The organism is Paenibacillus sp. 11B, from assembly GCF_030487755.1.
Classification (GTDB): Bacteria; Bacillota; Bacilli; order Paenibacillales; family Paenibacillaceae; genus Paenibacillus; species Paenibacillus vandeheii.
Window position 1 is genome coordinate 80,177 of the sequence record NZ_JAUKNS010000008.1, and the last position, 24,771, is coordinate 104,947.

Here is a 24,771-nt window from a genome sequence, read left to right on the forward strand (position 1 = left end):
CCTAGAACAAGGCGTAGTCCTCATTGACTTTGCGGATGATATAGTTCACGGTCATGATCAGGATAAAACCAAACAGCGATTGATACAGACCCGCCGCGGTAGCCATTCCGATATCAAACGTTACTTTCAAGGAACGGTACACATACGTATCGATAATGTCTGTAGCGTTATATAAGACCCCGTTATTTCCAATGAGTTGGTAAAAGAGATCAAACTGCCCCTTCATAATGCTCCCAAGCGAGAATAACAACAGGATAACAAAGGTCGGTTTTAGCATCGGTACGGTGATGTACCAAATGCGCTGAAAGATGTTAGCTCCGTCAATGCGAGCCGCCTCGTAATACTCATCGCTGATGCCTGTAATGGCTGCAAGGTAGATGACCATGCTGTACCCGAGATTTTTCCAAAGATAAAAAATGATGATCAGAAACACCCAGATCCAGGGTGTGTTGTAAATATCGATTGGACCTGCTTCAAAACGTTTGAGTACAGTGTTCACAAAACCGGATTCATAGTTAAACATGTTGTAAGCGATTACACTTAATAGTACAAACGAGATGAAATACGGTAAAAACATGACCGACTGCGATATTTTTTTAAACACTTTCCCCCGAATTTCACTGAGTAAAATCGCACAGAAGATCGCTAGCCCGTTTCCCAATATAATGAAGGCCAGATTGTACCCCACGGTGTTGGTTGTCAGCTTCAGCAGCATTCCTGATTGCCACAGAAACTTGAAGTTCTCCAGGCCCACAAATGGACTGCCGAACAAACCACCTTCAAAATCATAACGGGTAAACGCATAATAGATGCCGACCATCGGAAAATACGAGTTAATCAGAAAAAAGATCAGTGTAGGCAGCAGCATCAGGAACATGATTTTGTTTTTGTTCAATTCTTTGAGCATGGCTCGATCCCTCCCGAATTTCTTACGGCGCGGCGCGCAGTGGAGCTCTGTTTTTATTGTAGATGCCTTAAGCGCTACCGGATACTGAATCATTCGGCCGGATCATGAACGATTCTGCGAAATGGAATATGAACAATATGAACGAACACTGAAATGAATGTCTGAGCGTTCACAAAAGTTGATATCGTGCATAGGTTGAACCTAGTGAACAATACAGCGAAAGTTGAACTTTAGCTAAGGAAATCGGGCATAGCATGCCGTCTGTCGTTGATGTAAACGCATACATAATATATAATTCTAGATACATCCGTGATTCACTACGCCCACATATGAAATCTTATCCTTCGTTATGAAGTCTAACTTTGTTCATCCAAAACTGGAGGTCCACGGGAGGAAAGGTCATGCGTAAACGTTCAGAGGACAGCCAGAAGGTGTTTGCACGGATTCTCATCGGCATTATTGTTAGCACCGTTGCCACCTTGCTTGTGGCTTCTACCATTTTGTACGTCAACTATAATCGTATTGCCCTTCGTCAGGTCTACCACACAGATATGAATGGTCTCACCCAGACCAGTCGCGAAGTCTCCAAGATGACCGAAACCGCCAAATCACTGTCTTATCAGATTTATCAAGATTACACCATCTCTGCTCTGCTGCTGTATTCGAATCCGAGTATCTATGAAATTACGCCAGCGATGGAACAACTCGACAACTATCGCATGTCCCTCCCTTTTATCGAATCCATCTATGTATATAATTCCAAAAATGATGAGTTCTTTATCAGTTCCAATGAAGTTCGCAATGGACAACAGTCCATCTCGGAAATTGACGATAAAGGGATTACAAGCATCCTCGACCGGTTCCATGATTACAAACCTTTTGTCCCCATTCCGCGTACATACCAAGTGGGCTCGACCGAGGAAACTCAGGTCAGCAGCTATACATACCTCTGTTATGACACGATCAATGACAATGCCACACTGAATTATGCGGTTGTTGTAAATATCAAGGACGATTGGCTCAGTCCTAATATGAACTCAGTCGATCAGCCAGGGAAAACGTTTATTATCAATGAACAGGGACAGTTATTGTCCGATTTCAGTGATCGGGCGTTGATGAAAGACCTGTCCAATGAAACATTTATACAGCCAATCCTGCAAAATACGGAGCAGTCCGCCTACTTTACCGCAGAGGTTGATGGAGAGAAGTCTCTCATTACCTACACCGCTCCTGACAACCTTGGATGGCGGTATGTACGAATCACGCCCTATGACCTGATTACTACAGATATTCGTCATATGCGAACACATACCGTTCTTTTTTGTCTTGGGCTATTAATTGCGGGAGTGCTGCTATCCTACCTCGTTTCACGGAAGCTATATCATCCCATCGATAAAGTGCTTGTCCGTATGCGTGTGATGGAAGCGGAGCGTCGCGGCAGTCTGCATCTTTTGCGACAGGATTTTTTGCGCGGGGCTTTGCAAGGGCGGGAAACGGTAACGGGAGGCATGCTGGAGGAACGAATGAAGTTCTACGGCTCTGCTGTTGATGTTCATCGTCTAACCAGACTGGTACTACTGCGAATTGATCATTTTACCGACTTCAGTGATACCTACAGGGATGAAGTCCAACTTGTAAAATACGCGATGATGAACATTTGCACCGAAACGGCTGATCTCAACTATCACACCGAAGCGGTGGATATGGGAGGAGATCTGATCACCCTTATCTTTAATGACAAAATTCAGAATGAAGCTGATAATGACCAAGGCTCCATTGAGGAGCTACTGCGCATGATGCAGGCTGCCGTGATGACACATCTGAGATGCTCCATTTCTTTTACCATCGGAACTGCGGAAGATTCACTGGAAAACAGTATTGCTTCTTACACCCGATCGGCAGAGGCTTCGCTTCACCGTTTGTTCATGGGTCCTGGATGCCTGATCTATACGTCGGACATTATGGCGTATGATGTCAAAGAGTATGCTTTCCCTGTTGGAAAAGAAAGACAGCTGATTGATTGCCTGATGACAGGCAAAACAGGAGAAGCCAAGCAGGTCTATGCAGATATCGTGAGTGAAACGGCAACCTATCCGTTTACCGTATTTCAGCTTGCTCTGTCTCATCTGACCATGACTCTGAATCATGTACGAAACACACTCAAAAAGAACAACCAGCTCACACTTGAATCCATATCCGACCGTTCGATGCTGCCGATTCATGATGCAGAGGATCTCAGCGAAGTTCACGCACACTTCTATCGCATGTTCGACGAGCTTGGATCCAAGGTAGAGGAAAAGCGAACGCTCAAACATGAAGAACTCATTCGCAAAATCAACTGCATTATTGAACGAGATTACGCGGACACCAATCTTTGTCTGACCTCAATTGCGGATGAACTATCCATGTCACCCATATATGTCAGCAGACTCTATAAACAACTAACGTTAAAAGGACTCACTGATGTCATTAACGAAACCCGCATAGCCAAAGCGCAATATCTGCTCATTGAAACGGAAAACTCTGTGGCTGATATCGCCGAGCAAACCGGATTCACCAACAGTTCTTATTTCTATCGGATGTTTAAGAAATTCAACGGGGTTACTCCCAACGATTATCGCCGCAAGGATCTTCATTCGGAGCTTTAGTAGCAGTAAACCAAAGAACCACCAGCTTTTCATGAGGCTAGTTCGATCAAAATAGCAAAAAAGCGTGATATGAGAGTCTGGTAGCCAGATCCATATCACGCTTTTTTATAATATATTACTCTTGATCTTCGCCAGACTCGTCCGTAGCTTCCCGAACTTTATACTTGTCCAAACGGATTTGTTGATACTCGCGCAATGCCTCTTCACCAACGATGACTTCAACCCGGTGAATGTTCATGCCTTTGCCCATGAATTTCTGCTCATACTCTGTCATGACATGCTCTTCATTTAATCCATCGCGGTGCAGATTCAGGGACAAATTGGTCATTTGCAAACCAAAATCGGCAATCGCATTGAGAGAGAAATCAAACAATGTCTCCGAATCTGTTTTGAAATGGATTTGTCCTTTTGTGTTAAGCAGTTCTGTGTATTTCTTGAGGAAGCGCGGATGTGTCAAACGGCGACGTGCATGCTTGGCTTTTGGCCATGGATCGCTGAAGTTCAGATAAATCCGTTCCAACTCCGCCTCTTCGAATACTTCCTCGATCTGTTCGATATTGGCCAGGGCGAGCTTCAGGTTGGGAGGTGTCTCCACTTCCGCCTGACTCCATGCTTTCCGAGCCTTCTCGCTGGCACGACGCACCAGTTCATCATACATATCAATACCGATAAAATTATATTCCGGATATTTATAACTCATTTGGCTGATAAATTGACCTTTACCCATACCAAATTCCACAAAAATCGGATGGTCATTACCAAACAGTTCAGACCATTTTCCTTTGTACTGTTTGGGATCAAGAACAACGAGATCGACTTGTTGCTCCAGATTTTCACGAATCCCTTTTCTGCCACGTAAACGCATCTTATTCCTCCGTTTATCCATACTTGTCTCAGAATCATTTTGCCGAAGAACCGGCGAATTGTAAAGAGCAATGAAAAAGGAATCTTCGGATCTGCCACTTTGGGGCAAATCTCAAAGATTCCCTCTTCGATTTATTTGGAATTGGGGTCCAACTACTTTAATAGTTCATAGTCTACCTTATCTTGGTGTGAAAAATCAAATGTCTTTTCGAAAGCATCACGAACTTTTTGTCTTGCAGCCGCTTTCACTTTCGGATTGCCATTGAAACGAACACCTGTCAAAGCCAGAGCTTCTTCTGCCGTCAGTTCTACAGAAACATTATTTTTGACTTGGGAATTCATTCATATCACCTCACGGTATAGTATGGTCCATGACGTCAACATTGATTCAAATGCTATGATGAATAGTACCCATTAGATGGTGTCTGACGTTGGTTTAAATATAACATAATGTGTAAACTATAGCAAGGATAAAACCACGTTTCTTCGGCCTATTTTTGCGACTAGATTCCCCTTTTTTTGAGTTTTTTGATACAATGGTAAAAGTTCAAAAAGAGTCGAATTAGGTATATAATAAGCAAGCCATTAGGTAAGCCAAAGGAGTACCCTGAAGATGAATGCACCTTCACTACAACCTCCTCTTCTATGGGGAGATAAACGATTCCATACATGGAATTACGAAATGAGAGACGAGTTTAACAATAAGGTTTTCAAAGTGATGCTGGATGCCGGTTTCACCTGCCCAAACCGAGATGGTTCCATCGCCAAGGGTGGTTGTACATTTTGCAGCGCTCGTGGATCGGGTGATTTCGCCGGTAGCAGACGAGATGATTTGGTCACCCAATTTAATACCATTCGGGATAAACAGCATCTGAAATGGCCTACAGCCCAATACATTGGCTATTTTCAAGCCTATACCAACACCTACGCTCCTGTTGAGGAACTGCGTGAATACTTTGAAGAAATTTTGAAACAGCCTGGCGTAGTCGGTCTATCCATTGCCACTCGCCCTGACTGTTTACCGGATGACGTCGTTGATTACTTGGCTGAATTGAATGAACGCACTTACCTATGGGTTGAGATGGGGCTGCAAACGATTCACGAGTCCACGTCAACCCTAATTAATCGTGCTCATGATACTCAATGTTATGAGGAAGCCGTTGCGAAGCTGCGCAAACGGAATATTCGGGTGTGTACACATATCATCTATGGACTGCCGCAGGAAACCCATGAAATGATGCTGGATACCGGACGGGCTGTTGCCAATATGGATGTGCAGGGGATTAAGATTCATCTGCTTCATCTGATGCGCAAAACGCCAATGGTAAAGCAGTATGAAGCCGGGCTTCTTCGTTTCCTGGAGCAGGACGAGTATATTAAACTGATCGTCGATACGCTGGAGATGCTGCCACCCGAAATGATTGTACACCGCCTTACAGGGGATGCACCGCGTGATTTGCTGATAGGACCGATGTGGTCCATGAACAAATGGGAAGTATTGAATTCCATTGATCGTGAACTGCGTGAGCGGGATTCATGGCAAGGAAAATACTGGAGGGGGGCGTAAGATGGGCTTTCTTTCGGTTTTAAGCTGTGCTCATCAGTGGATTTCTTCCCGTCTACAACCTGGAGAATTAGCCATTGATGCAACGGTAGGCACAGGGGCGGATACTCTGTTTCTGGCTCAAAAAGTGGGTAAACGTGGTCAAGTCATTGGTTTCGATATTCAGAGCGAGGCACTTACCCTGGCACAAGGCCGTATTCGCAAACAAGAGGACAGTACTCAACTAGGCTCTATCTCCCTGCTTCAACTAAGCCATGATCGAATGGCTGAAGCCGTTCCTGATACATGGCAGGGTAATGTTGGTGCTGTCATATTCAACTTGGGGTACCTGCCTTCGGAAGGTGCAGACTCCACCATTATCACGAAAACAGACAGTACCATTGCCGCACTCCAGTCCGCCCTGGAATTGCTCCGTCCGCGGGGCATTATTACTGTTGTGCTGTATCCAGGTCATGATGGAGGATCAGAGGAAGCAGATGCGGTAATGGAATGGTCCTCTGCTCTGCCTGTAGAGCAGGCACAGGTAGTCATCTATCGCCAATTGCAGCGTAAGGCTTCCCCTTTTTTGATTGGCATTGAGAAAAAATAATTTCCTTTACTCCACAAATACAATAAACTAGACACAATCGCAACAAAGTAATCTTGGATGGATTTATGCGATTTGTGTTCTACATAAAGACGTGCAACCGTATTCACTGTTACATTCATGCCAGCTACGCGGTCATGATTGATTAAAGCGATCCACCATTTCATATACTAGAGGAGAGATTAGGAATGTCTACGCCATACCCACTGCAATTTCAACCAGAGTTCAAAGAACGTGTATGGGGAGGCCGTGCGCTGGAGCAATTCGGCCTGACGCCGCCTGAAGGACATATTGGAGAAGGCTGGATGATCGCAGATCATCCTAATGGTACAACCAAAGTACTAAATGGAGCACTTGCCGGAAAAGGCCTTGATGAAGTTCGTGAACAACTGGGCACAGCATGGCTTGGAACCAAAGGTGTATCGGAAAAGGGCGGACGTTTCCCCCTTCTGATCAAACTGCTTGACTGCAACGACGATCTGTCAGTACAAGTTCATCCAACAGATGATTACGAAGCTCTGCCTCCCGGCGAACTTGGCAAAACGGAGATGTGGTATGTGCTGGACGCCAAACCGGGAGCACACATCATTTATGGCTTGAATGAAGGCGTTGATCGTGCGGTACTGAAGGAAGCGCTGGAGAACGGTACAGTGATGGATACCCTTCGTCAGGTTCCTGTTGAAGCTGGAGATACATTCTTTATCCCTGCTGGAACGGTACATGCTCTCTGTGCAGGTGTCGTTGTTGCTGAGATCCAGCAAAACTCGGATACAACCTATCGGATTTACGATTACAATCGTCCGGGCCTGGATGGCAAACCGCGTGAGCTGCATGTTGAGGATTCACTGAATGTAACAGCTTATGAGGGCGCTGGTGCCACAACGATGAAAACCAACGACGCGACTCCAGGAGAGTGGCTGAAACTTGCGGAATGCCCTTATTTTGTAGTGGAAAAAGGGATTGTCACAGAACGTTGGGAGCTCTCTACAAGTGCGGAAAGCTTCACTATTCTTGTAGTCTGTGAAGGTAGTGGAACGCTGGAGTGGGATAACGCAGAATCAGATAAGATTGAACTGAAAGCAGGACAATGCTACTTACTGCCTGCCAACCTGGGTTCCTATACGCTGGATGGCAACACCACTGTTCTTCGCTCTTATTTGCCTTAATCCAAATAATTAAATATCTTCTATTCAAGGTTATTTCCTTGAACTGAATTGGCTTTAATGTGACCTGTGAAGGAGGTTTTACACGAGATGCAGGAATCTGCCTTTAGCCTGGTTGGCGATGAAGGTACCCGTATTCATGTGTACCGCTGGCTTCCCGATTCGGAGTGCAACGTTAAAGGTGTGGTCCAGATTGCACATGGCATGAGCGAAACCGCTGCCCGATATGCTGAATTTGCCCAACAACTCACCTCTCACGGCTTCGCTGTGTACGCGAATGATCATCGTGGTCATGGCAAAACGGTAGAAAATTTGAATTTGTTGGGCAATGCCGGCACCGATGCTTTCCGATGGATGGCGAGTGACATGATGAATCTGGGCGAAGTTGCCGCCAAAGAAAACCCTGATGTGCCCCTCTTTCTAATGGGGCATAGCATGGGGTCGTTTTTGGTACAGCATCTCATGTATGCTGGCCACGAGCGTTACCATGCATTTATTTTGTCCGGTACCAATGGCAAACGTGGTCTGCTTCGGATTGGAGAGAGATTGGCCCTTTTGCAATGTAGCGTTCAAGGGGCTAGTCATCCAAGTATGCTGCTCAATGCGCTCGTATTTGGTGGTTTTAACCGCTCTTTCCGTCCGGCAACAACACCGTTTGATTGGCTGTCTCGGGACTCTGAAGAGGTCAAGCGATTCATCGATGACCCTTTGTGTGGAGCCGTCTGCTCCGCAGGGTTTTTCCGCGACTTTTTCAAACTGCTGCTGGACATTCACTTGCCAAGCAACATGAAACGTATTCCCAAGGATAAATCTGTATATCTCTTCTCGGGTGAACAAGATCCAGTTGGCCTTCATGGTAAAGGAGTGCTTAACCTGGTCTCCCAATATCGGGAGCTTCAGCTAGAAGATGTCGAATACCGCCTTTATCCAGGTGGACGCCACGAAATGCTGCACGAGACGAATCGGACTGAAGTAGCCCAACATGTCGTGCAGTGGCTTGAAAGGCATATGCCTGAACAGAGTCCCCATCATTCTACAACAAATGCCGAGAAAGCCGATCCTATCTAATATGATGCGATTTTTACAATGGCAAAAGCCCCTGAACGGGAGCACAGCGTACACTGTGCTCCGCGTTCAGGGGCTTTTCTGTTAGATATATGAAAATGGCAAGTAAGCTTGGAGTGTTAATGGATTACCCTTCGATCAGCAAAGACTCTGGATCTTCAAGCAATTCTTTCACCGTCACGAGGAAACGTACGGCTTCGCTACCATCGATTATACGGTGATCATAAGACAGGGCGATATACATCATCGGACGGTTCTCCATCCGCTCTGCATCAATCGCTACTGGACGAAGCTGAATTTTGTGCATACCCAGAATACCCACTTGAGGTGTATTCAAAATTGGTGTGGACAACAGGGAGCCAAACGTTCCGCCATTGGTAATGGTGAAGGTTCCTCCTTGCAGATCAGACAACGCCAGCGTGTTGGAACGAGCTTTGGACGCCAGGTCAGCGATGCTTTTCTCAATCTCAGCGAAGCCAAGACGATCTGCATCACGTACAACCGGTACGACAAGGCCTTCTTTGGCAGATACCGCAATACCGATATCATAGTACTTTTTAAGTACAACATCTTCGCCATCAATTTCAGCGTTAATGGTTGGGAACTTTTTCAATGCGCCTACAACCGCTTTGGTGAAGAAGGACATGAAGCCGAGATTGATTTCATGTTTCTCTTTGAACTTGTCCTTACGGCGTTTACGAACATCCATGATGGCCGTCATATCCACTTCATTAAAAGTAGTCAACATCGCTGCAGTCTGTTGCGCTTCTACCAGACGTTTTGCAATGGTAGCACGGCGGCGAGACATGCGTTGACGTTCCACTGGTTTGGTAAAAGTGGATCCTCCAGCTGCAGGAGCACTAGGTGCTGCCGCAGGCGCTTTGGCAGGAGGCGCTGAAGGAGCGGCAGCCTGAGTGCTGTGAGTTTTCACATCATCCTGATAAACCCGGCCAATTGGATCCTTGCTCTGTACCTGATCCAGCTCAATGCCACGCTCACGTGCAAGTTTGCGTGCAGACGGTGAAGCTGTCTTCGAGCTGCTATCTGAAGATTCCGGTGCCGCAGCAGCGAGTGCTGGTGGCGGAGTTGGAGCTTCCGGTGCAGGAGCCGCTTGTTTCTGCTCGGATGCTGCCGGTTGGGAAGCGGACGCGCCGCTTCCTCCTCCTGCTCCTGCCGAGAGTGTCCCGATCGTTTCACCGATCTCTACCGTCTCGCCTTCCTGACGAATAATTTTCTCAAGCACACCACTCTCTTCAGCACTAATCTCAATATTTACTTTATCCGTTTCCAGCTCCAGAAGAACATCACCCTGATTAACGGTTTCGCCTTCTTTGACCAGCCATCTGGATACGGTTCCTTCGGTTATCGACTCGCCCATTGCAGGTACTTTAATTTCACTCACAGCTGTTACCTCCCCAGTGGAATATTATTCTTCGTCGTTTGCTTCAACGCGGATGTAATGATCTGTTGCTGTTCCATGCCATGCACAAGCTGATAACCGCTGGAAGGACTCGCATGTTCCGGGCGACCTTCATATTTAACGGTTGTGCCTTCTGGCGCGATTTCACGAAGACGAGGCTCCATGTATGTCCAGGCACCCATGTTTTTGTTTTCTTCCTGTACCCACACCAGCTCTTTCAACTTGCTGAAACGTGCGAGTACACGCTTGATTTCTTCCGCCGGGAACGGATACAGCTGTTCAACACGAATAATGTGAAGCCAAGACCAATCCGTTTTATCTTTCTCAAAAGCATCTTCCAGATCGATAGCGATTTTACCACTGCACAAAATAATGCGCTCTACGCGATCCGGCTTCGTGCCCAATCCTGCTTGCTCCAGCACCGGCTCAAACTTGCCTTCGCTGAATTCTGTAGCAGGTGAAGCAACACGTGGATTACGAATGAGACTTTTTGGCGACATCATAACCAGCGGACGGGCATCCTCTGTCTCGGTCAAGGAAGCCTGACGACGCAGCAGATGGAAATACTGCGATGCGCTCGACAAGTTCGCAACCGTCATATTGTCTTCTGCACAAAGCTGCAGGAAACGCTCCAGGCGAGCACTTGTATGCTCAGGTCCCTGACCTTCGTTCGCGTGCGGAAGCAACATGACCAGACTGGATTTCTGAGACCATTTGGCACGGCCTGCAGATACGAACTGGTCAAAAATAACCTGAGCACAGTTGGCGAAATCCCCGAATTGAGCTTCCCAAATTACAAGCGTATCTGGTGAATATACGTTATATCCGTATTCGAAACCAACTACAGACTCCTCAGACAACGGACTATTGTAAATGGCAAAGGATGCTCTTGCCTGCGGCAGATTATGCAGTGGGCAGAATTTTGCTCCGTTCTCGGAATCATGCAGCACCAGATTCCGATGGGCAAACGTTGCACGTTCTGCATCCTGTCCACTGATCCGGATCGGTTTTCCATCCGCAAGAATAGTAGCGAACGCAAGCGTCTCTGCAAGACTCCAGTCTACTTTCTCACCTTCGTTCAGAGATGTGCTTCTGCGCTGCAAAATGCGCTGCAACTTCGGATAAACATTAAAATTCTCTGGCCATTTCAGCAAGTCTGCGTTAATTGCCCGCAGATTTTCCAATGGTACGGCAGTTGGAATAACCGAAACTGCTTCTGGCTCGCTAATTTGACGTTGGTAATATTCATGTACTTCATTATTCTTCATCTGCTCGTATGCTTCTTTTAAGCGGTTCGTCACAGCCTCACGAATGCTGTTGATAGAAGCATCATCGATTACAGATTCCTCTTTCAGATGATCCTGATACAAGTGGCTAACCGTTGGATGAGCTTTCACTTTTTCATACACTGTCGGCTGTGTTGTTTCCGGATCATCCGTTTCGTTATGACCATAACGACGGTAACCGATCAGGTCAATCAGGAAGTCCTTTTTGAACAGGTTACGGTATTCTGCTGCCATACGAATAGCTGCGATACATGCATCCGGATTGTCTGCATTGACATGCACAATGGGAATCTCATATCCTTTGGCAAGGTCACTCGCATAGTACGTTGAGCGTGAATCGCCGCTATCTGTTGTGAATCCAAGACGGTTGTTCACGATAATATGAATCGTTCCGCCATTTTGATAACCAGGCAATGCTTTGAAATTGAGTGTTTCTGCTACAATACCTTCCCCAGGGAAAGCCGCATCACCATGCATCAGAATGGTTGCCGCTTTGGTTACATCCTGCTTCGGATATCCCGGATCACGGCGGTCATCCTGTGCTGCACGTGCAAAGCCCTGTACAACCGGGTTTACATATTCCAGGTGACTTGGGTTATTGGCAAGGGTAAGGCGCGCTTGTACTGTTTCACCGTCTTTAACATAACGGTTTGCACCCAGATGATATTTGACATCCCCCGTCCAACCGTAATTGATTCCTGTTGACCCTTCGGAAGGAACCAAATCCTTATTCGGAGAATGATGGAATTCAGAGAAAATTTTGCTATACGGCTTGCCCAGTACATGAGCAAGTACGTTCAATCGACCACGGTGAGCCATCCCCATCAGAATATGGCTTGAACCTGCGTGTGCCATAATTCGAACTGCTTCATCCAGCATAGGAACTAGCACATCGTTACCTTCAATGGAGAAACGTTTTTGCCCAACAAATGTTTTGTGAAGGAAATCTTCAAATTGCTCTACTTCAACCAAACGTTCCAGCAAAGCCTTACGCTCCTCTGGATTAAGCGGTGCCGGCGAAGTACGAGATTCTGCACGGCGGTTCAGCCACTCCCGCTCATGAACTTCATGCACATGGCTAAATTCATAAGCGATGGGACCCGTATATATTTGCCGCAGGCGCTGGATGGCATCCAATCCTGTCACTGTCTGTCCATCTGCACCTTCCCAGATCAGGGAAGCGGGCAGAGCTTTCAAATCTTCTTCATTTAATTCAAAATGCTTCGGTTCAAGCAGGGACGTATCTGAATCTTCACTGATCCCAAGTGGATCAATATCGGCCGCAAGGTGACCATACGTCCGAATATTCATTACCAGCTTCCCAGCTGTAACCGCTTTCTGTAATAATTTAATATCCACGCTTCCGGAAGCCTTTTGGGCGTTGCCAGAATACGAGGCTGTATGTGCATCCCTGCCAGACATCGGCGGTGCACCCCATTGTTCAAATAATTCCCGATAAGCCGGTGTAACTGCACCTGGGTCTTGGGAGTATAATTCATATTGTTCCTGTACGTATCCCATATTCGGGCCATAATAACTTTCCCAGGGTTTCTTGTTGCCTTCCTCGATCGTCATCGACGTTCCCTCCGTCTTGATTTAGTCATAAGTTTTTGACGGAAATCATTGACTAAGCCGTAATTTGCGTTCGTTCAACATTTTAAGCTAAATTTTTCATGAAGTCCAATAATCGTGCTGTTGGTGGTAGTAACGTTGTTCCGACGCTCCCGTCAAGGTTTGTCTGCGTTTTCAAAATCATAGTAAACTGATGATTATATATACCGTCGCACAGATGTCGAATACTGTCCTGATCCGTTCGAGGGTTTCACCTTCCTCAACTTTATGAATTGAAGTCCGTGTTCTAATATCTATTCTATAAACTTTTGCGCTCAGGAGCATTTCCTATTTTTAGTTCAATTGATGCATAAATTAGATGAATCGAATAATTAGAACATTTCCGACCCACAAGTGTACCCTCGGATCCTCCTTTATATAGAATTGTGGTCCATAATGTTCAAAAACAAACCGTCAAGTTAAATATTAACCAATTGGTTTGGTATTCAACAAAAAATTGGGCATTTATTGCAATTCATTGTTATAAGCCAAAAGCCGCCTGTAATGCCTAAAAGCATCCGGGCGGCTTCTTTTTTTGATTTATTGTTTTAATGCGGACAGACTTTAGATCTGTTGAATGTTCCAACCAGCACTGATGTCAGTCGTTTAATGTGGCACCTGAGACTGAAAATCGTTCCGGCTGGACTGATCGGCGTGGTAAAAGACCACATCGCCATCCTTCAGAGGCCAAGTTCTGCCATTACTGTCTACAGGACTTTTGTTGAAACCTTCCATCTGCCACTGATTCATTAGTGGCGCATAAATATATTGCAGGTGTGGAGCTTCTGTATTTCCATCCCGAAGTGTCTCGATATTGAAGTTGACAACGATATATCCGTCCTTCAGAAATACAGAAGCCTTTTCATCCAGTTGATTTTGTCTGGCGAGCGATTCGAGATCGGTTCCCTTTGGCACGGCGTAAACATCTGCAGGCAGGCTGTATTCCCCGTACCAACGCTGGATCGCCGCATTCGCTCGGTCCACATTAACACCGGAAGGAATGTCCTCCTTTGGTCCAATCAGTGTACGAATGGAGGCGGGCAGAATCATCCAATCATAGCGGCCTACCCAAGTCTTCTGGTGAGAGGTTTGATCTACAAGCCGAACCATATAGTCAGCGAGCGAACTCTGGTTGCGTTCATCTGCGGTCAGTTCATAAGTATACTGATAACGCGCCGTATCACCCAATTCCGTACCGGGTACATTACGCAACCTTGAGTTCAGGACAACAAACCGTTTCTCCATATCCTGTGCCGATCCTATCCGGATAAGTCGCTCTTGACCGCGGTGATAGTATAAATCGACTTCTTGTCTGGAAGAGCCATCTTTGCTCACAAAATAGAACGTTGGTGTAATCCGAACACCATCCTGTTTGCCAAATCGGTATAGGTAAGGCTTTGAGTTTTTTCTCCACCTTTTCCCCACCTCCACACCGTGCATGCGACTTTCACCGCACACGGCGTTCCATCTTGCTACTTTTTGAACAACAGTGCCAAGTTACTCTTTTTACGGTATTGGTTTACCTTCTGGATCATGCTTCCTGTAAGATTAAGCACTCCTAAGAGTTTTATAATCGTTTCTTGATTCGTGGCATGGATGAGTGTATGGACGTCATTATGCAAGATTCTCAGATTGCTGTAATTGTCCATTCCGCCCATGTGAGACGGAAGATGATGATGACAATGTACTTCGTCAGCATAAAGAAATATCCCCGTAATTTCGCACTTGCCCTTCACCATGTTGTATCGGCTGATTCTGTTGTCCAGATACTCCACACTACGTTTTGGATTGTCTGACTTCATCAACTTTGTCGTTTCAGACTTTGTGAAGCTATCCATCATACTCGTAATGTTTTTCCGTCCTTCAGCAGTAAAGGGGGTTATCTTTTGGCTGAAGTTGAGGTTGTTTGAGGTGTTTACGTCCACTATTGGATATAGATAAACCCCGTCAACTTTAAACGTCCGGTACCTCGTTGAGTAAAATCGCCTATATGTAAGGGACGGATGATCTGGATGTTCGTATTTGCCAATGCGTTTCAGACGATTATAAGTGAACTTTTTCAGGTCATAGGCAATTCGTGAGAACTCAATAAAAACATGTGTGGCTTTCTTAAAGTAATTGTGAATCCCTAGTACAAAACTATTGAACCTATATACATTACCAGCCGTGGGTGATTGTTTTATTCGTTGAATAAGTTTTTTGTATTGCACTTTGATGTCTTGTTTTTTCTTATCAATCAACCCGGTATGTGCTACAGCTTGTTTCCCCTTCAATGTAGCCTTTATGGTGAAACCAAGAAATTCAGATTTTTTCTTTCTCAGGTTCTGAATTTTCGATTTCTCGGGGGAAATATCCAATTTCAAACGGTTTTTCAGATAGAGTCTTACAGCATGATACCATTTCTTAGCGGTTTCCCAGTTACGACAAAGGATTTTGAAGTCGTCGGCGTACCTTACGATGAACCCTTCTTTAAGTTTGGTCTTTTTGAGACCGTTGTATCTGTTCCTTTGGGTGTATACATGTTTGGTCGGGAAATTCTCCCATTGCCCAGAAACCCAGATGTCGAGGTCGTGCAGGGCAATATTAGAAAGTAGAGGGGATAAAATTCCTCCTTGTGGAGTTCCCTTTTCGGGCTTACCTTCCCCTTCTATCTCCGCTGTTAGCATTCGGCTGATGACTTGTAAGACTTTCCGGTCGCGTATTCCGAGATTCCATAATTGCTTTATCAAAATTCTGTGGTTAATGTTATCAAAGAAACCTTTGATATCGATATCTACGATAAAGTGTAGTTTGCTTTTGTTAACCAAGAACTGAACTCTTGCCAAAGCATGGTGTGTAGATCGTAAGGGTCTAAACCCGTAACTATGTTTGTAGAAATGTGCTTCAGCAATAGGTTCAAGTATTTGTTTGAAGCATTGTTGTATCAAACGATCAATGATACATGGAATTCCTAGTGGTCTTTTCTTTCCATTAGGTTTAGGAATGTAAACGCGTCTGACCTTTTTGGGCTGGTAATTATTAAGTTTCGCTTTGACCAGGTTCACAAGTTCCAACTCTGTCATTGGTTTAAGTTTCTCAATTGTTTTGCCGTCTGTTCCTGCTGTTTTGGAGCCTTTGTTCGATTTGATTGTGCGGTAGGCAAGAAGGATATTGTCTCTTGAAGTAATTAATTCATAGAGACGATCAAATGTCTCTCCTCGTTTAGCTCTCGCGTGCAAGTCGGTAAAGGTTTCCGTCAGGTTGTAGTAATCCCAGTAACGTAGAGCCTGTATTGTGGCAACCTCCTGTATGAGATTGTCCCCACATTCTTACCTGACCGATACAGTTCACTTTTTGGAAAGTTGTTAATTCAAAGTATCAAGACTCAGGGCTATTCCTCCGCTTCCATTACAGAAGTTTCATAGGTCACACCCTTACTCTCACAAGGATAGATGCATTTCGTTACCTTATAGCAACCGTCTGGGATGGCAGTCCTTCATTGCGACGTCCCTTGCTTTCCTTGTTCCTTCTATCCTAGCTATCCGTTTTGCCCTTAGGTGTCTCCTTTGGACCTGCAAGTTGGATACCGCCATAGTTCGGTATAGCGCATTTCCTAACATGTAATCGTACTTTGCGCCGCTTGCCCCAACATTCGTTGGTCAACATGTTTCCATGAGGTAGGCATTTAGATCCTTACATTCAGAGATTCGTCAATCCTTTGAGGATATCCTCACCATAGACAATTTTTCAGCCATCCGGCATATCGGTAAGCTTACCTTCCATTATGGTGGTGGCTATAGCTTCTTTCTGCCGACTTCACCTAGCTTCATACGTTGTATCCTGCCGAACAAAACGCATGTAGGAGTATTAATGGTACAGTTTCGGAAAAACATGGATTCTTCATTCCTGTACTTGGATAGAAAGTTAGACATCCGTGGATGTCCTTGCGTTTCCTGATTACTCAGTTATAGCAAAACAAGTCGCACACATATTGCCCTTTGTTTTCAGGTCGAATTTGACATGGTAACCTGTTTTCACGGCTACATTACTGAAACCCTGCACAGGATGACTGCCTGGGCGAACAGGTAACACAAACGGTGCCAGATTACCTCTCGGATCACCATCAATACTGTTAAGTCCTGTCCAGTAGCTTGCCCCTGTCGGCTCCGAACTCCCTAGCTGCTGGCGAAAAACGTTCTCCCAATTATAATCAGCGATATCCGTAACATGAAAATCATACAATCGCCCAATAACCTCCACCGGAACCGTATCTGACGCAACATGATGAGTCAGATTCGTATTGGCATCCTGCTGTTCCGTGAATGTCGAAGGAGCATTTTCTGCAATATTTCGAAATTCAATTCGGTAATGTCCTTCATCCACCCATACTGGGAGATAGAAAACGGTATCCAGCTGATTGACTGGAATGTCCACCCAGGTCTTGGCTGGAATGAACTGACTTCTATCGGCGTTATAGACGTCAAAGGGGAAACGAATCTGCTTAATGCGAAAATACTTCGCATAGTCCCTATTTCCATAACCCGGGTAACTGCTTACGTCCAGATGCTGTCCTGAAGTCGGGATGCGTACAATAAACGGTCGTTCCAAAATGAGCGCCGAGCTGGTCGGATCAGGCACCGTTTTCTGGTTATGCGGCTGATCATCAGACACCCATGCGTAGTTAACGACAGGTGTGTGCACCGTGACAGAATTGATCCCTTGAATAGAAAACTTCTGATCCTGACCGCCTTTAATGTTGCCAGGAATCAACCCATATGTGATCTCGCCCGTTGTCGGTTGGTCCGCCTTGTTGACCAGTGTATTCTGAACAGTTAAACGATTTTGGTACAGCACGTTGTCACCGATCATGCCAGGCTGAGGAATTGTCCCAGGTCGGGGAGCAGTCTTATCCATCGGAGCAGGATCCATCACAGTGGCACCGTTAAACACGACCTTGTCATTATTTACAGTGTTCTCTTTGACCTCAGCCTCCGCTTTGGATTGGAACAATGATGTTTCGACTGGTGTAGCCGGTTCAGTGGAACCGCCTGGAACAGTTTCGGTGCCAAGGTCAATTTCCTTGCAAGGTGCAGGTTTTACATGTGCGGTAATGGCATCATCATTAGCCGATTGTAAGGTCGGCGGTGTATATCCATTTGGAGTCAGCGTTACTGTACCACCGTAGCCACCAAGTGCATAATTGGATATCGTAGCTTGATTTAACTGATAGACTTCCAAATTATCAATCTGCCAATAACTATATTGTCGGATGACCTGCATTGGTCTGTCCCCAGGAACGTCTAGTTCCTTAGGTTCTGGAGGTGTGCCTGGATCATTCGGTCCTGTCGAGGCTCTGCCCGGAATCGTCCATGTTTTGTGATACTTCTTTTTTACGTTGACCGTATAAGTTACTGTGCCCGTCATGTTCACCCAACGGTGCTGGAACAAGTATCCTTTAGCCATGACATTAGCATAGAGATCTTCAGAAGTCGGGATGCCTCGGGTGACATCAAACTTCTCAGACCCCCGCTCATCAGCCTTCAGCACGCCCAGGACGGAGGGGTCCATGGCAGCCGATTCAATCAACGCTCCTTTACTAGGTGGACTGATGTTCACGGGGCAACCTACAACACCACCCCCGTTACCTGGATCAGTTCCCCCGTCTCCTCCGTTGCCTGTGCAATCCTTTACCTCTAACACCTGCGTCCCTTGTTCATCCAACTGTTGGGCAGGGTCCAAAAATCGCGCGGTGATAGTGGTACTGCCGACGATGCCCTTGATCGTCATTTTCCCATCTGCACCTATGGTCGCTACGGCTGGATTGGAGCTTTGCCAGGTCAGTTTGGAATGAGCGGTAAGCTCATGAACAGAAAGGTCTGATTTGGTCAGGATAGCTTTAGCTTGCAGCGGTGTAGCTGTGTCTGCTTTACAGGCGTTTGGCAGGTTCACTGTAAGTCCCGGCTCGGACGTTACTGTGATTTCCGCAGTGTCCGAGATGAGATATGTACCGTTGTTCCAAATTGCACGTACAAAGGCAGTACCCGGCTTTTCAGCCTTAACCATTCCTGTTTTGGGTTCAATGCTCACAATACTCGGATCGGATGACCACCAGGTGGTCTCAGCTTCACGCCGACTTACGTCGATGCCTTCACTAAACTCAGTTGCCCCATAGTTTCGGGTACTGACTTCCGCTTTCATCTGCTTTGTTTGTCCTACAGTTAGAGATGAATCTGGTGTAACATCAATTTCTTTCTCTTCTACCAGATCGCCTTCCCAGACAATGTCCATTGGTGTATGGTAGGCAACTACTTGCTTTACGCAGTTTTGATTAGTTTTACCACCATTTTCGAACTCTGTTCGATCACTTACCGAGTGATTCCCACCTGTTTTTGTGTTAATTTTTACAATAGTACTATCTCTTCGTATGACTGTTTCTCCTATTCCTGTATAGGAATTTTGCTGTAGCCTAGTTTGATAAGTAACACTTTTTATTCTTACAGACTTAAGAACTGATGGAGTTATAGGATATCCATTATATTCATTCCATTGAGTAGCAGGCCAATTGGAAAAGTCAACTTCATTGGGTATATCTTTTTCGTCAGGATAAGGAGACGAACAAGACAAGGGATTCATGTTTCTAGAAAAAGTAGGCCCTGTAGTATGATCAGCTTTAAAACTTCCATCATCAAGCTGATACCAATAAACACCTGGATTAGCGACTCTTGGTGCAGATTGTACGGTCAAGAATGATGGATTCTTCATTGATTTTGGACCGTACGGATCATTGATAGCTGCTTCAATTGGAAGATAAAATGTACCCATAGCTCCTACTGTTAAGAACATAACGATAAACACTATCATTAATTTATAATGGGGTTTCAGTACTCACTCACCGCCTTGAAGAAACTACATGTTCTGAATTTGAACTAAATCATTATTGTTAGCTTTTAAATAATAAGAGCCACCTTTAGCCATGAGCACAGAGGATGTCCAAAAACGTTTTTTAACATCTTTCTTTATAAGATTACTAGACATCTCTGGAATAGTTATGAATCCATTTTTTTCGGCATGTTTAACATCCATACGATTAAATCTTAAAAATGCACTGTCTAGACCACCGCTAAAGGCCAAGAGGTTTGATTTTTCTATATTGGATGTAAACGATATATCAGCAAATGTCATGTAGCTTCCTGGAAACTGAATGGAGTCGGGGCCAATAAACAGTGATGAGTAAACCCCTTTCGGCTTGCCTTTAGTAACATCTACTACAATAATTCGATGCAGTCGAAGTATGCCAGAATTATTAGAGAGAGTTATATCTTCCTTAGATAGTTCACTAACCGTAACAGAATTTTTAGTATAAAAATAATTACTAATCGTCGTTAAATTCGTCCCCGTCGTGCCAACCTCACGCATTTCATTCAGATCACTGTACTTCCCTGCATCCGTACCTTCCACATCCATATAACGCAGCAAAATGGCAGACACTTCAGCTCGCGTTGTGGGATCAGCAGGCTTCAGAGAACCGTCTTCAAATCCACCGACAATGCCGGTCCCGCGAACAAGTGCGAGATAAGGAATTTGCTCTGCACGAATCGTTCCTCGATTCACTTCTGGGGTAGGTAGCAGTGTATCTCGAGTGTCGTTAAAAGCATCCTGGAAACTGGTTCCCGATTTGATCAGTCCGTTCGCAATCCATTTCATCATCTCGTAGCGTGTCAGCTCGGCATTCGGATTGAATCCTTTCGGATAATCACCAGCATCAATGAAGCCTTGGCCCACCAACTGTGACACAGCTGATTCAGACCAGTGTCCCTTGAGATCAGCAAAAGGATTCTCTCCTTGTACCTTTTCCAAACTGGTTGCACGGCTGAGAAGTGTAGCATACTCACCACGGGTGATTTTGGCATTGGGGCGGAATGTACCATCCTGATAGCCGGAAATCAGTTTTTTATCATAGGCTTTGATAATGGTAGCTTGCGCCCAGTGCCCTTTGATATCTTTGAACTTCGTAAGCGCAGAAGCTGTTGTGTCCGCTCCATTCGTGCCTGCAGCAGCATCCACAGTAGACACCAGACCCACGGTTCCATTGGTCAGCAGCGTTCCTGCCATCAATGCCGTTGTCAACAAACCGACGATCAATACGTTCCTTTTTGATTTCCTACCAGTTAATCTCATTTGTTTCTTCAATCTACTCACTCTCCTATGTACCTTAGTATGGGGCAAACTTCTGCTTCTTCAGCGCTCGTACTACTTTTCAAACCAAAACCTAAATTTGTCATAATCATCAATATTCTACCATGCAAATCTAGGCTTTTGGTATTATTTTTCAGCAACCCCATCACTACAAGGCATGCAACCTCCCCTTCCAAAGACCCAATTCACCTGTAAAAACACAAAAAAAGGCCACGAATCCGCAGATTCATAGCCTTATGCTTTAAGGTGTCAGTCCTATTCAATTTAAAAATTTGTAATCTATCTATCACAGAATAAACGATTCTGTTCCATTTGACCAGTCCTAAAATTCAAATCAAAATAAGTTTCTATCAAAATTTTTAATCATACTCTCTGCAAATGGTGTCAACGATAACGCTCCGACCTCTTCCAAAGTAAACCATTGTGCGCCCTGTGAATCTTCGCCATCCGGTCCCCTTTTGATCTCAGAGGGTCTACTTTCACTTGTCAAATATACATCGTACAGAATCCCAATATGGTGCAGCTCTTCCGGCTCGCCTTCGTCCGTCCACTCTAGTACATTCGACTCCGCAGAATGAATCACCAATTGTAGATCGGAAAGGCCCGTCTCCTCTTCGATCTCACGATGTAGGGCGAACTCCGGTTGCTCACCAAACTCCAACCTTCCTCCAGGCAAATCCCATTTCCCCATATAGGCTCCTCTTGCCTTACGTATTAACAGGACCTTTTGCTCCCAAGTGACTAAACCGTATACCCCCATGTGTGTGTACCGATCCACTTAAAGGTTCATCCTCTCGTCTGAAAGATGCCTAACTTGCTCTTCCAATCTACGAATGCGCTTATCAGCCCCTATCTTCAGAGTCTCCCGACTCTAGCGATAACCGAACAATTAGTTCTTCACCCTCAATCAACAATGCAGTTAACCCTGTCTCCGAGCCGGATTGGTGATTCTCTCCATTGGTCCAGTACGCGGCTTCTCCCGATCGGACTACTACCCGTTCGCCTGTCTCGCCTTCCACCCAACCTTCCCCATCAAGCACCAGAAACAACTGCTCACCCACCGCTGGATGCAAACCCACACTTTCACCTGCAGACAGTTTCAATTGGGCTACGTGACAAGCTGATGTGCTTCGGAGTATCGGCGTAATCTCCGCTCCCTTACTGCCATAAGCGGTGATGCTGCGATAATCCTCTGATTTCAGTCGAACTATTTTCACTTCTTGTTCTCCTCGACAATGGTTTCCAGATCCAGCGCCAAACGGATCATATCCACGCAGCGAATGCCATCTTCTATAATCTCTTCTTCATAATGTTTCACAAAGAAATCCCGATCGACCCCTATAATGCGAAACCCACAGCGTTGATACAGCTTCAACTGATGAAAGCTTGAGTTGCCTGTCCCAATTTCTACTGTTCGACAACCGAGCCTGCGGGCGGCCTCTATCGCTTCCTTGATCATGTGTTTGCCAACGCCCTGTCCCTGTAATTCTTCCTGTACGGCAATATTAACGATCTCTGCTGTCTCTGGACGCGTCTTCAGCAAGACAAACTCTCCTACCATTTCTCCTTCATATTCAGCGATAAAACAAACACCGCGACTCAGATATTCGTCAACTATGGCTTTGGACGGATCAGCCATTAATAAAAGCCCATAAGGTTTTTCTTCTTCCCAGTCCAAAATCCGGAACGACAATTTCACACCAATCTCCACCTTTTCCTCGTACATATTCATTTACGTCCCGTTTGCAGAAGCCTATGTATGGCTTGATCACCAAATATATAACAACATTCCGTCTATAAAGGTTTGGGTCTAAATTCATATTCTTCGCTTTTTATAACCTCGGATTACTTCGGAACCATTTGAAGGCTTTATATCATCCATCTAGTTCACCTAAATCTATTAGCTATTCAATTCACCACTCCAGCTTGATTGTGATAATGACGAATCACCATGCCAGATGCTTTTTGCATACCTCGTTTCTCATAGAACTCCTGAAGTTCGTTATCGCACAAAAGATCAATCATGTAGAGATCACCCAGACGCTTGAACATACGCTTGATGAGATCTGATCCGATCCCCTTACCCTGATACTCCGGAAGCACTTCCAACAGAGGAATATATGCACTGAGAATTCCGTCTGAGTTCGCTTGAATAAAGCCCACTACATTCCCAGTAGTTTCATCAACAGCCAGTTCAACAGCATAGGATTGTTCCAGCATCTTCAGGAACGTAGGCGTAGACGGAGGGTTGGGCCAACCTTCGAAAAAATTACCGCGAAGTTGGTCGATACTTATTCCCTCCAGCGATTCACGAAATGTAATCTCCATAATAGCAAGTCATCTCCTTTTAAAAAGTAAACTTCATTATATCATAATATCTGGATATAAATATACAGAATTGGATGATAACATATGAGACAAGATTCAAATACAGCCTCATTTTTTTCTTATTCAAGTCATCTGTAATAAAAACAGAACACGTTCTATTCCACTTCCACACGTTACTCACCCGCGCTTAAATGCTCATGGATTAATTTCCATTCTCCGTTGATATCTGTAACAAATATATTGGTAGCCCGACCTTTTCCAGATGCCGGCTCTCCTTGATACATTCCTTTCCAGTGATAGGTATAAATACAGACCGCCTGCTCTTCGCCTGTCGTAATCCACATGACATCTTCTGCACGATATACCTCTTCCTTAACGGTCTCCCAAGCGTTTTCAAAATAAGCCCGAATTTCGTCAGGCGTAGTACAAGATGTTCCCGTAAACCAATATACGGCATCCGGTGATAGCCATTTGTTTACCTCATCAAACTGATGTGTATTTGTCGCTGCAATGTATCCTTCTAATGCATGCTGGTATCCCATCATTTTTTCCACCTCCTGAGCGTTTTGAATTATTTCACTTTACTCTGTTCAAGAACCGAATCGCCATACACCATAAATGTCTCTTTCAGTGTACGCCCCGTTGATTTCTCCCAGATCACACTCCGCTCAAACGTCCCTGCTTGAAAAAAACGCGGCAAACGTTCCGCAAACCAATCCTGCATGGGTAGCTCTAGCGTTTGCCCTAAAGACACCCACAACAGTTCGCCTTCCGGTGGTTCGCTCAGTAGCTCCCCTTCAAAAGAAGTAGCCAGGTAGTTGAACACCATATAACGCAATCCTTGCTCCGGATCACAGAATTCATCAAGACCCTTATATGTAATTTCTTTCACCACAAGCCCTGTTTCCTCTTTAACTTCTCGCACGGCACCATCCACAATGCTTTCCGGAAAGTCGACTTTTCCTCCTGGAGCAATATATCCCGGAAATCCTTTCCGGTCCGGTCGATTCATTAATAATACCTGATCATTCTGTTTGTCCCACACCATACACATCGTTAGAATTTCTGTTCTAGTATCCATGTTCATCCCCCCACTTGCCTGATATAAACCTAATCCCTTGAAATTTATTTCTGGTATGAAGATAGATTTTCCT

Annotated in this window: 20 protein-coding genes; 5 read left to right on the top strand and 15 right to left on the bottom strand. The window is 45.3% G+C overall.

Annotated elements, in window-relative coordinates; genetic code table 11:
* Position 1: 1 nt before the first annotated feature.
* On the bottom strand, positions 2-907 hold the full coding sequence (locus Q0V21_RS27620; protein WP_024628303.1) for an ABC transporter permease: 906 nt from the start codon (positions 905-907) through the stop codon (positions 2-4).
* A gap of 401 nt (positions 908-1,308) precedes the next feature.
* On the opposite strand from Q0V21_RS27620, the gene Q0V21_RS27625 reads away from it, so the two are divergent.
* Positions 1,309-3,555 carry an AraC family transcriptional regulator gene (locus Q0V21_RS27625; RefSeq protein WP_301881567.1) on the top strand — a complete coding sequence of 749 codons (2,247 nt, stop codon included), beginning with the start codon at positions 1,309-1,311 and terminating at the stop codon, positions 3,553-3,555.
* Between the two features lie 115 nt (positions 3,556-3,670).
* On the opposite strand, the gene trmB is transcribed toward Q0V21_RS27625, so the two are convergent.
* Both trmB and Q0V21_RS27635 read right to left on the bottom strand, forming a co-directional pair.
* Positions 3,671-4,420, bottom strand: a complete 750-nt coding sequence (gene trmB, locus Q0V21_RS27630; RefSeq protein ID WP_024628299.1) for a tRNA (guanosine(46)-N7)-methyltransferase TrmB — start codon at positions 4,418-4,420, stop codon at positions 3,671-3,673.
* Between the two features lie 152 nt (positions 4,421-4,572).
* A complete protein-coding gene (locus Q0V21_RS27635; protein ID WP_024628298.1) occupies positions 4,573-4,761 on the bottom strand; it encodes a hypothetical protein in 189 nt (62 codons plus the stop codon).
* Between the two features lie 271 nt (positions 4,762-5,032).
* Here Q0V21_RS27635 and mnmL point away from each other — a divergent pair, with 271 nt between their 5' ends.
* From mnmL to Q0V21_RS27655, 4 genes are all read left to right on the top strand, one after another.
* The gene (gene mnmL / locus Q0V21_RS27640; RefSeq protein ID WP_079346255.1) at positions 5,033-5,986 is read left to right on the top strand and encodes a tRNA modification radical SAM protein MnmL/YtqA; all 954 of its coding nucleotides are present in this window, start codon (positions 5,033-5,035) and stop codon (positions 5,984-5,986) included.
* Position 5,987: 1 nt separating this feature from the next.
* The gene (gene mnmM / locus Q0V21_RS27645; RefSeq protein WP_079346257.1) at positions 5,988-6,572 is read left to right on the top strand and encodes a tRNA 5-(aminomethyl)-2-thiouridylate-methyltransferase MnmM; all 585 of its coding nucleotides are present in this window, start codon (positions 5,988-5,990) and stop codon (positions 6,570-6,572) included.
* A 185-nt stretch (positions 6,573-6,757) separates the two neighbouring features.
* Entirely contained in the window at positions 6,758-7,735 is a 978-nt protein-coding gene (locus Q0V21_RS27650; protein ID WP_301881570.1) for a type I phosphomannose isomerase catalytic subunit, read from the top strand.
* 87 nt (positions 7,736-7,822) lie between these two features.
* Complete coding sequence (locus Q0V21_RS27655; protein ID WP_079346261.1) at positions 7,823-8,800, top strand: alpha/beta fold hydrolase; 978 nt, start codon at positions 7,823-7,825, stop codon at positions 8,798-8,800.
* 124 nt (positions 8,801-8,924) lie between these two features.
* On the opposite strand, the gene odhB is transcribed toward Q0V21_RS27655, so the two are convergent.
* The 12 genes from odhB to Q0V21_RS27715 form a co-directional block, all read right to left on the bottom strand.
* Positions 8,925-10,199 carry a 2-oxoglutarate dehydrogenase complex dihydrolipoyllysine-residue succinyltransferase gene (odhB, locus tag Q0V21_RS27660; RefSeq protein ID WP_079346263.1) on the bottom strand — a complete coding sequence of 425 codons (1,275 nt, stop codon included), beginning with the start codon at positions 10,197-10,199 and terminating at the stop codon, positions 8,925-8,927.
* Positions 10,200-10,204: 5 nt separating this feature from the next.
* The gene (locus tag Q0V21_RS27665) at positions 10,205-13,078 is read right to left on the bottom strand and encodes a 2-oxoglutarate dehydrogenase E1 component (RefSeq protein ID WP_079346265.1); all 2,874 of its coding nucleotides are present in this window, start codon (positions 13,076-13,078) and stop codon (positions 10,205-10,207) included.
* 642 nt (positions 13,079-13,720) lie between these two features.
* Positions 13,721-14,554, bottom strand: a complete 834-nt coding sequence (locus Q0V21_RS27670; protein WP_483312390.1) for a hypothetical protein — start codon at positions 14,552-14,554, stop codon at positions 13,721-13,723.
* A gap of 32 nt (positions 14,555-14,586) precedes the next feature.
* A complete protein-coding gene (gene ltrA, locus Q0V21_RS27675; RefSeq protein WP_301878453.1) occupies positions 14,587-16,386 on the bottom strand; it encodes a group II intron reverse transcriptase/maturase in 1,800 nt (599 codons plus the stop codon).
* A gap of 664 nt (positions 16,387-17,050) precedes the next feature.
* Positions 17,051-19,381 (bottom strand): DUF5704 domain-containing protein, encoded by a 2,331-nt coding sequence (locus Q0V21_RS27680; RefSeq protein ID WP_301881573.1) that lies wholly within the window; start codon positions 19,379-19,381, stop codon positions 17,051-17,053.
* Positions 19,382-19,999: 618 nt separating this feature from the next.
* Complete coding sequence (locus Q0V21_RS27685) at positions 20,000-21,292, bottom strand: S-layer homology domain-containing protein (protein ID WP_301881574.1); 1,293 nt, start codon at positions 21,290-21,292, stop codon at positions 20,000-20,002.
* A 331-nt stretch (positions 21,293-21,623) separates the two neighbouring features.
* Positions 21,624-22,067 (bottom strand): NUDIX domain-containing protein, encoded by a 444-nt coding sequence (locus tag Q0V21_RS27690; protein WP_301881575.1) that lies wholly within the window; start codon positions 22,065-22,067, stop codon positions 21,624-21,626.
* 64 nt (positions 22,068-22,131) lie between these two features.
* Positions 22,132-22,506, bottom strand: coding sequence for a cupin domain-containing protein (locus Q0V21_RS27695; RefSeq protein ID WP_079346273.1), 375 nt, complete (start codon positions 22,504-22,506; stop codon positions 22,132-22,134).
* Entirely contained in the window at positions 22,503-23,021 is a 519-nt protein-coding gene (locus Q0V21_RS27700; protein ID WP_079346275.1) for a GNAT family N-acetyltransferase, read from the bottom strand. The genes Q0V21_RS27695 and Q0V21_RS27700 overlap by 4 nt, the downstream gene beginning before the upstream one ends.
* Positions 23,022-23,197: 176 nt before the next feature.
* Positions 23,198-23,617, bottom strand: coding sequence for a GNAT family N-acetyltransferase (locus tag Q0V21_RS27705; RefSeq protein WP_367620554.1), 420 nt, complete (start codon positions 23,615-23,617; stop codon positions 23,198-23,200).
* Positions 23,618-23,790: 173 nt separating this feature from the next.
* Entirely contained in the window at positions 23,791-24,159 is a 369-nt protein-coding gene (locus tag Q0V21_RS27710; protein WP_079346726.1) for a YybH family protein, read from the bottom strand.
* A gap of 29 nt (positions 24,160-24,188) precedes the next feature.
* Positions 24,189-24,704, bottom strand: coding sequence for an 8-oxo-dGTP diphosphatase (locus Q0V21_RS27715; RefSeq protein ID WP_079346729.1), 516 nt, complete (start codon positions 24,702-24,704; stop codon positions 24,189-24,191).
* Between the last annotated feature and the right edge of the window lie 67 nt (positions 24,705-24,771).

Coding starts and splice junctions, on each gene's coding strand:
- Q0V21_RS27655 (WP_079346261.1), top strand. CDS start 7,823: ATGCAGGAATCTGCCTTTAGCCTGGTTGGCGATGAAGGTACCCGTATT.
- Q0V21_RS27710 (WP_079346726.1), bottom strand. CDS start 24,159: ATGGGATACCAGCATGCATTAGAAGGATACATTGCAGCGACAAATACA.
- trmB (WP_024628299.1), bottom strand. CDS start 4,420: ATGCGTTTACGTGGCAGAAAAGGGATTCGTGAAAATCTGGAGCAACAA.
- mnmL (WP_079346255.1), top strand. CDS start 5,033: ATGAATGCACCTTCACTACAACCTCCTCTTCTATGGGGAGATAAACGA.
- Q0V21_RS27650 (WP_301881570.1), top strand. CDS start 6,758: ATGTCTACGCCATACCCACTGCAATTTCAACCAGAGTTCAAAGAACGT.
- Q0V21_RS27625 (WP_301881567.1), top strand. CDS start 1,309: ATGCGTAAACGTTCAGAGGACAGCCAGAAGGTGTTTGCACGGATTCTC.
- Q0V21_RS27620 (WP_024628303.1), bottom strand. CDS start 907: ATGCTCAAAGAATTGAACAAAAACAAAATCATGTTCCTGATGCTGCTG.
- Q0V21_RS27715 (WP_079346729.1), bottom strand. CDS start 24,704: ATGAACATGGATACTAGAACAGAAATTCTAACGATGTGTATGGTGTGG.
- Q0V21_RS27705 (WP_367620554.1), bottom strand. CDS start 23,617: ATGGAGATTACATTTCGTGAATCGCTGGAGGGAATAAGTATCGACCAA.
- mnmM (WP_079346257.1), top strand. CDS start 5,988: ATGGGCTTTCTTTCGGTTTTAAGCTGTGCTCATCAGTGGATTTCTTCC.
- Q0V21_RS27665 (WP_079346265.1), bottom strand. CDS start 13,078: ATGACGATCGAGGAAGGCAACAAGAAACCCTGGGAAAGTTATTATGGC.
- Q0V21_RS27680 (WP_301881573.1), bottom strand. CDS start 19,381: ATGGACATTGTCTGGGAAGGCGATCTGGTAGAAGAGAAAGAAATTGAT.
- Q0V21_RS27670 (WP_483312390.1), bottom strand. CDS start 14,554: ATGCACGGTGTGGAGGTGGGGAAAAGGTGGAGAAAAAACTCAAAGCCT.
- Q0V21_RS27635 (WP_024628298.1), bottom strand. CDS start 4,761: ATGAATTCCCAAGTCAAAAATAATGTTTCTGTAGAACTGACGGCAGAA.
- Q0V21_RS27700 (WP_079346275.1), bottom strand. CDS start 23,021: ATGAATATGTACGAGGAAAAGGTGGAGATTGGTGTGAAATTGTCGTTC.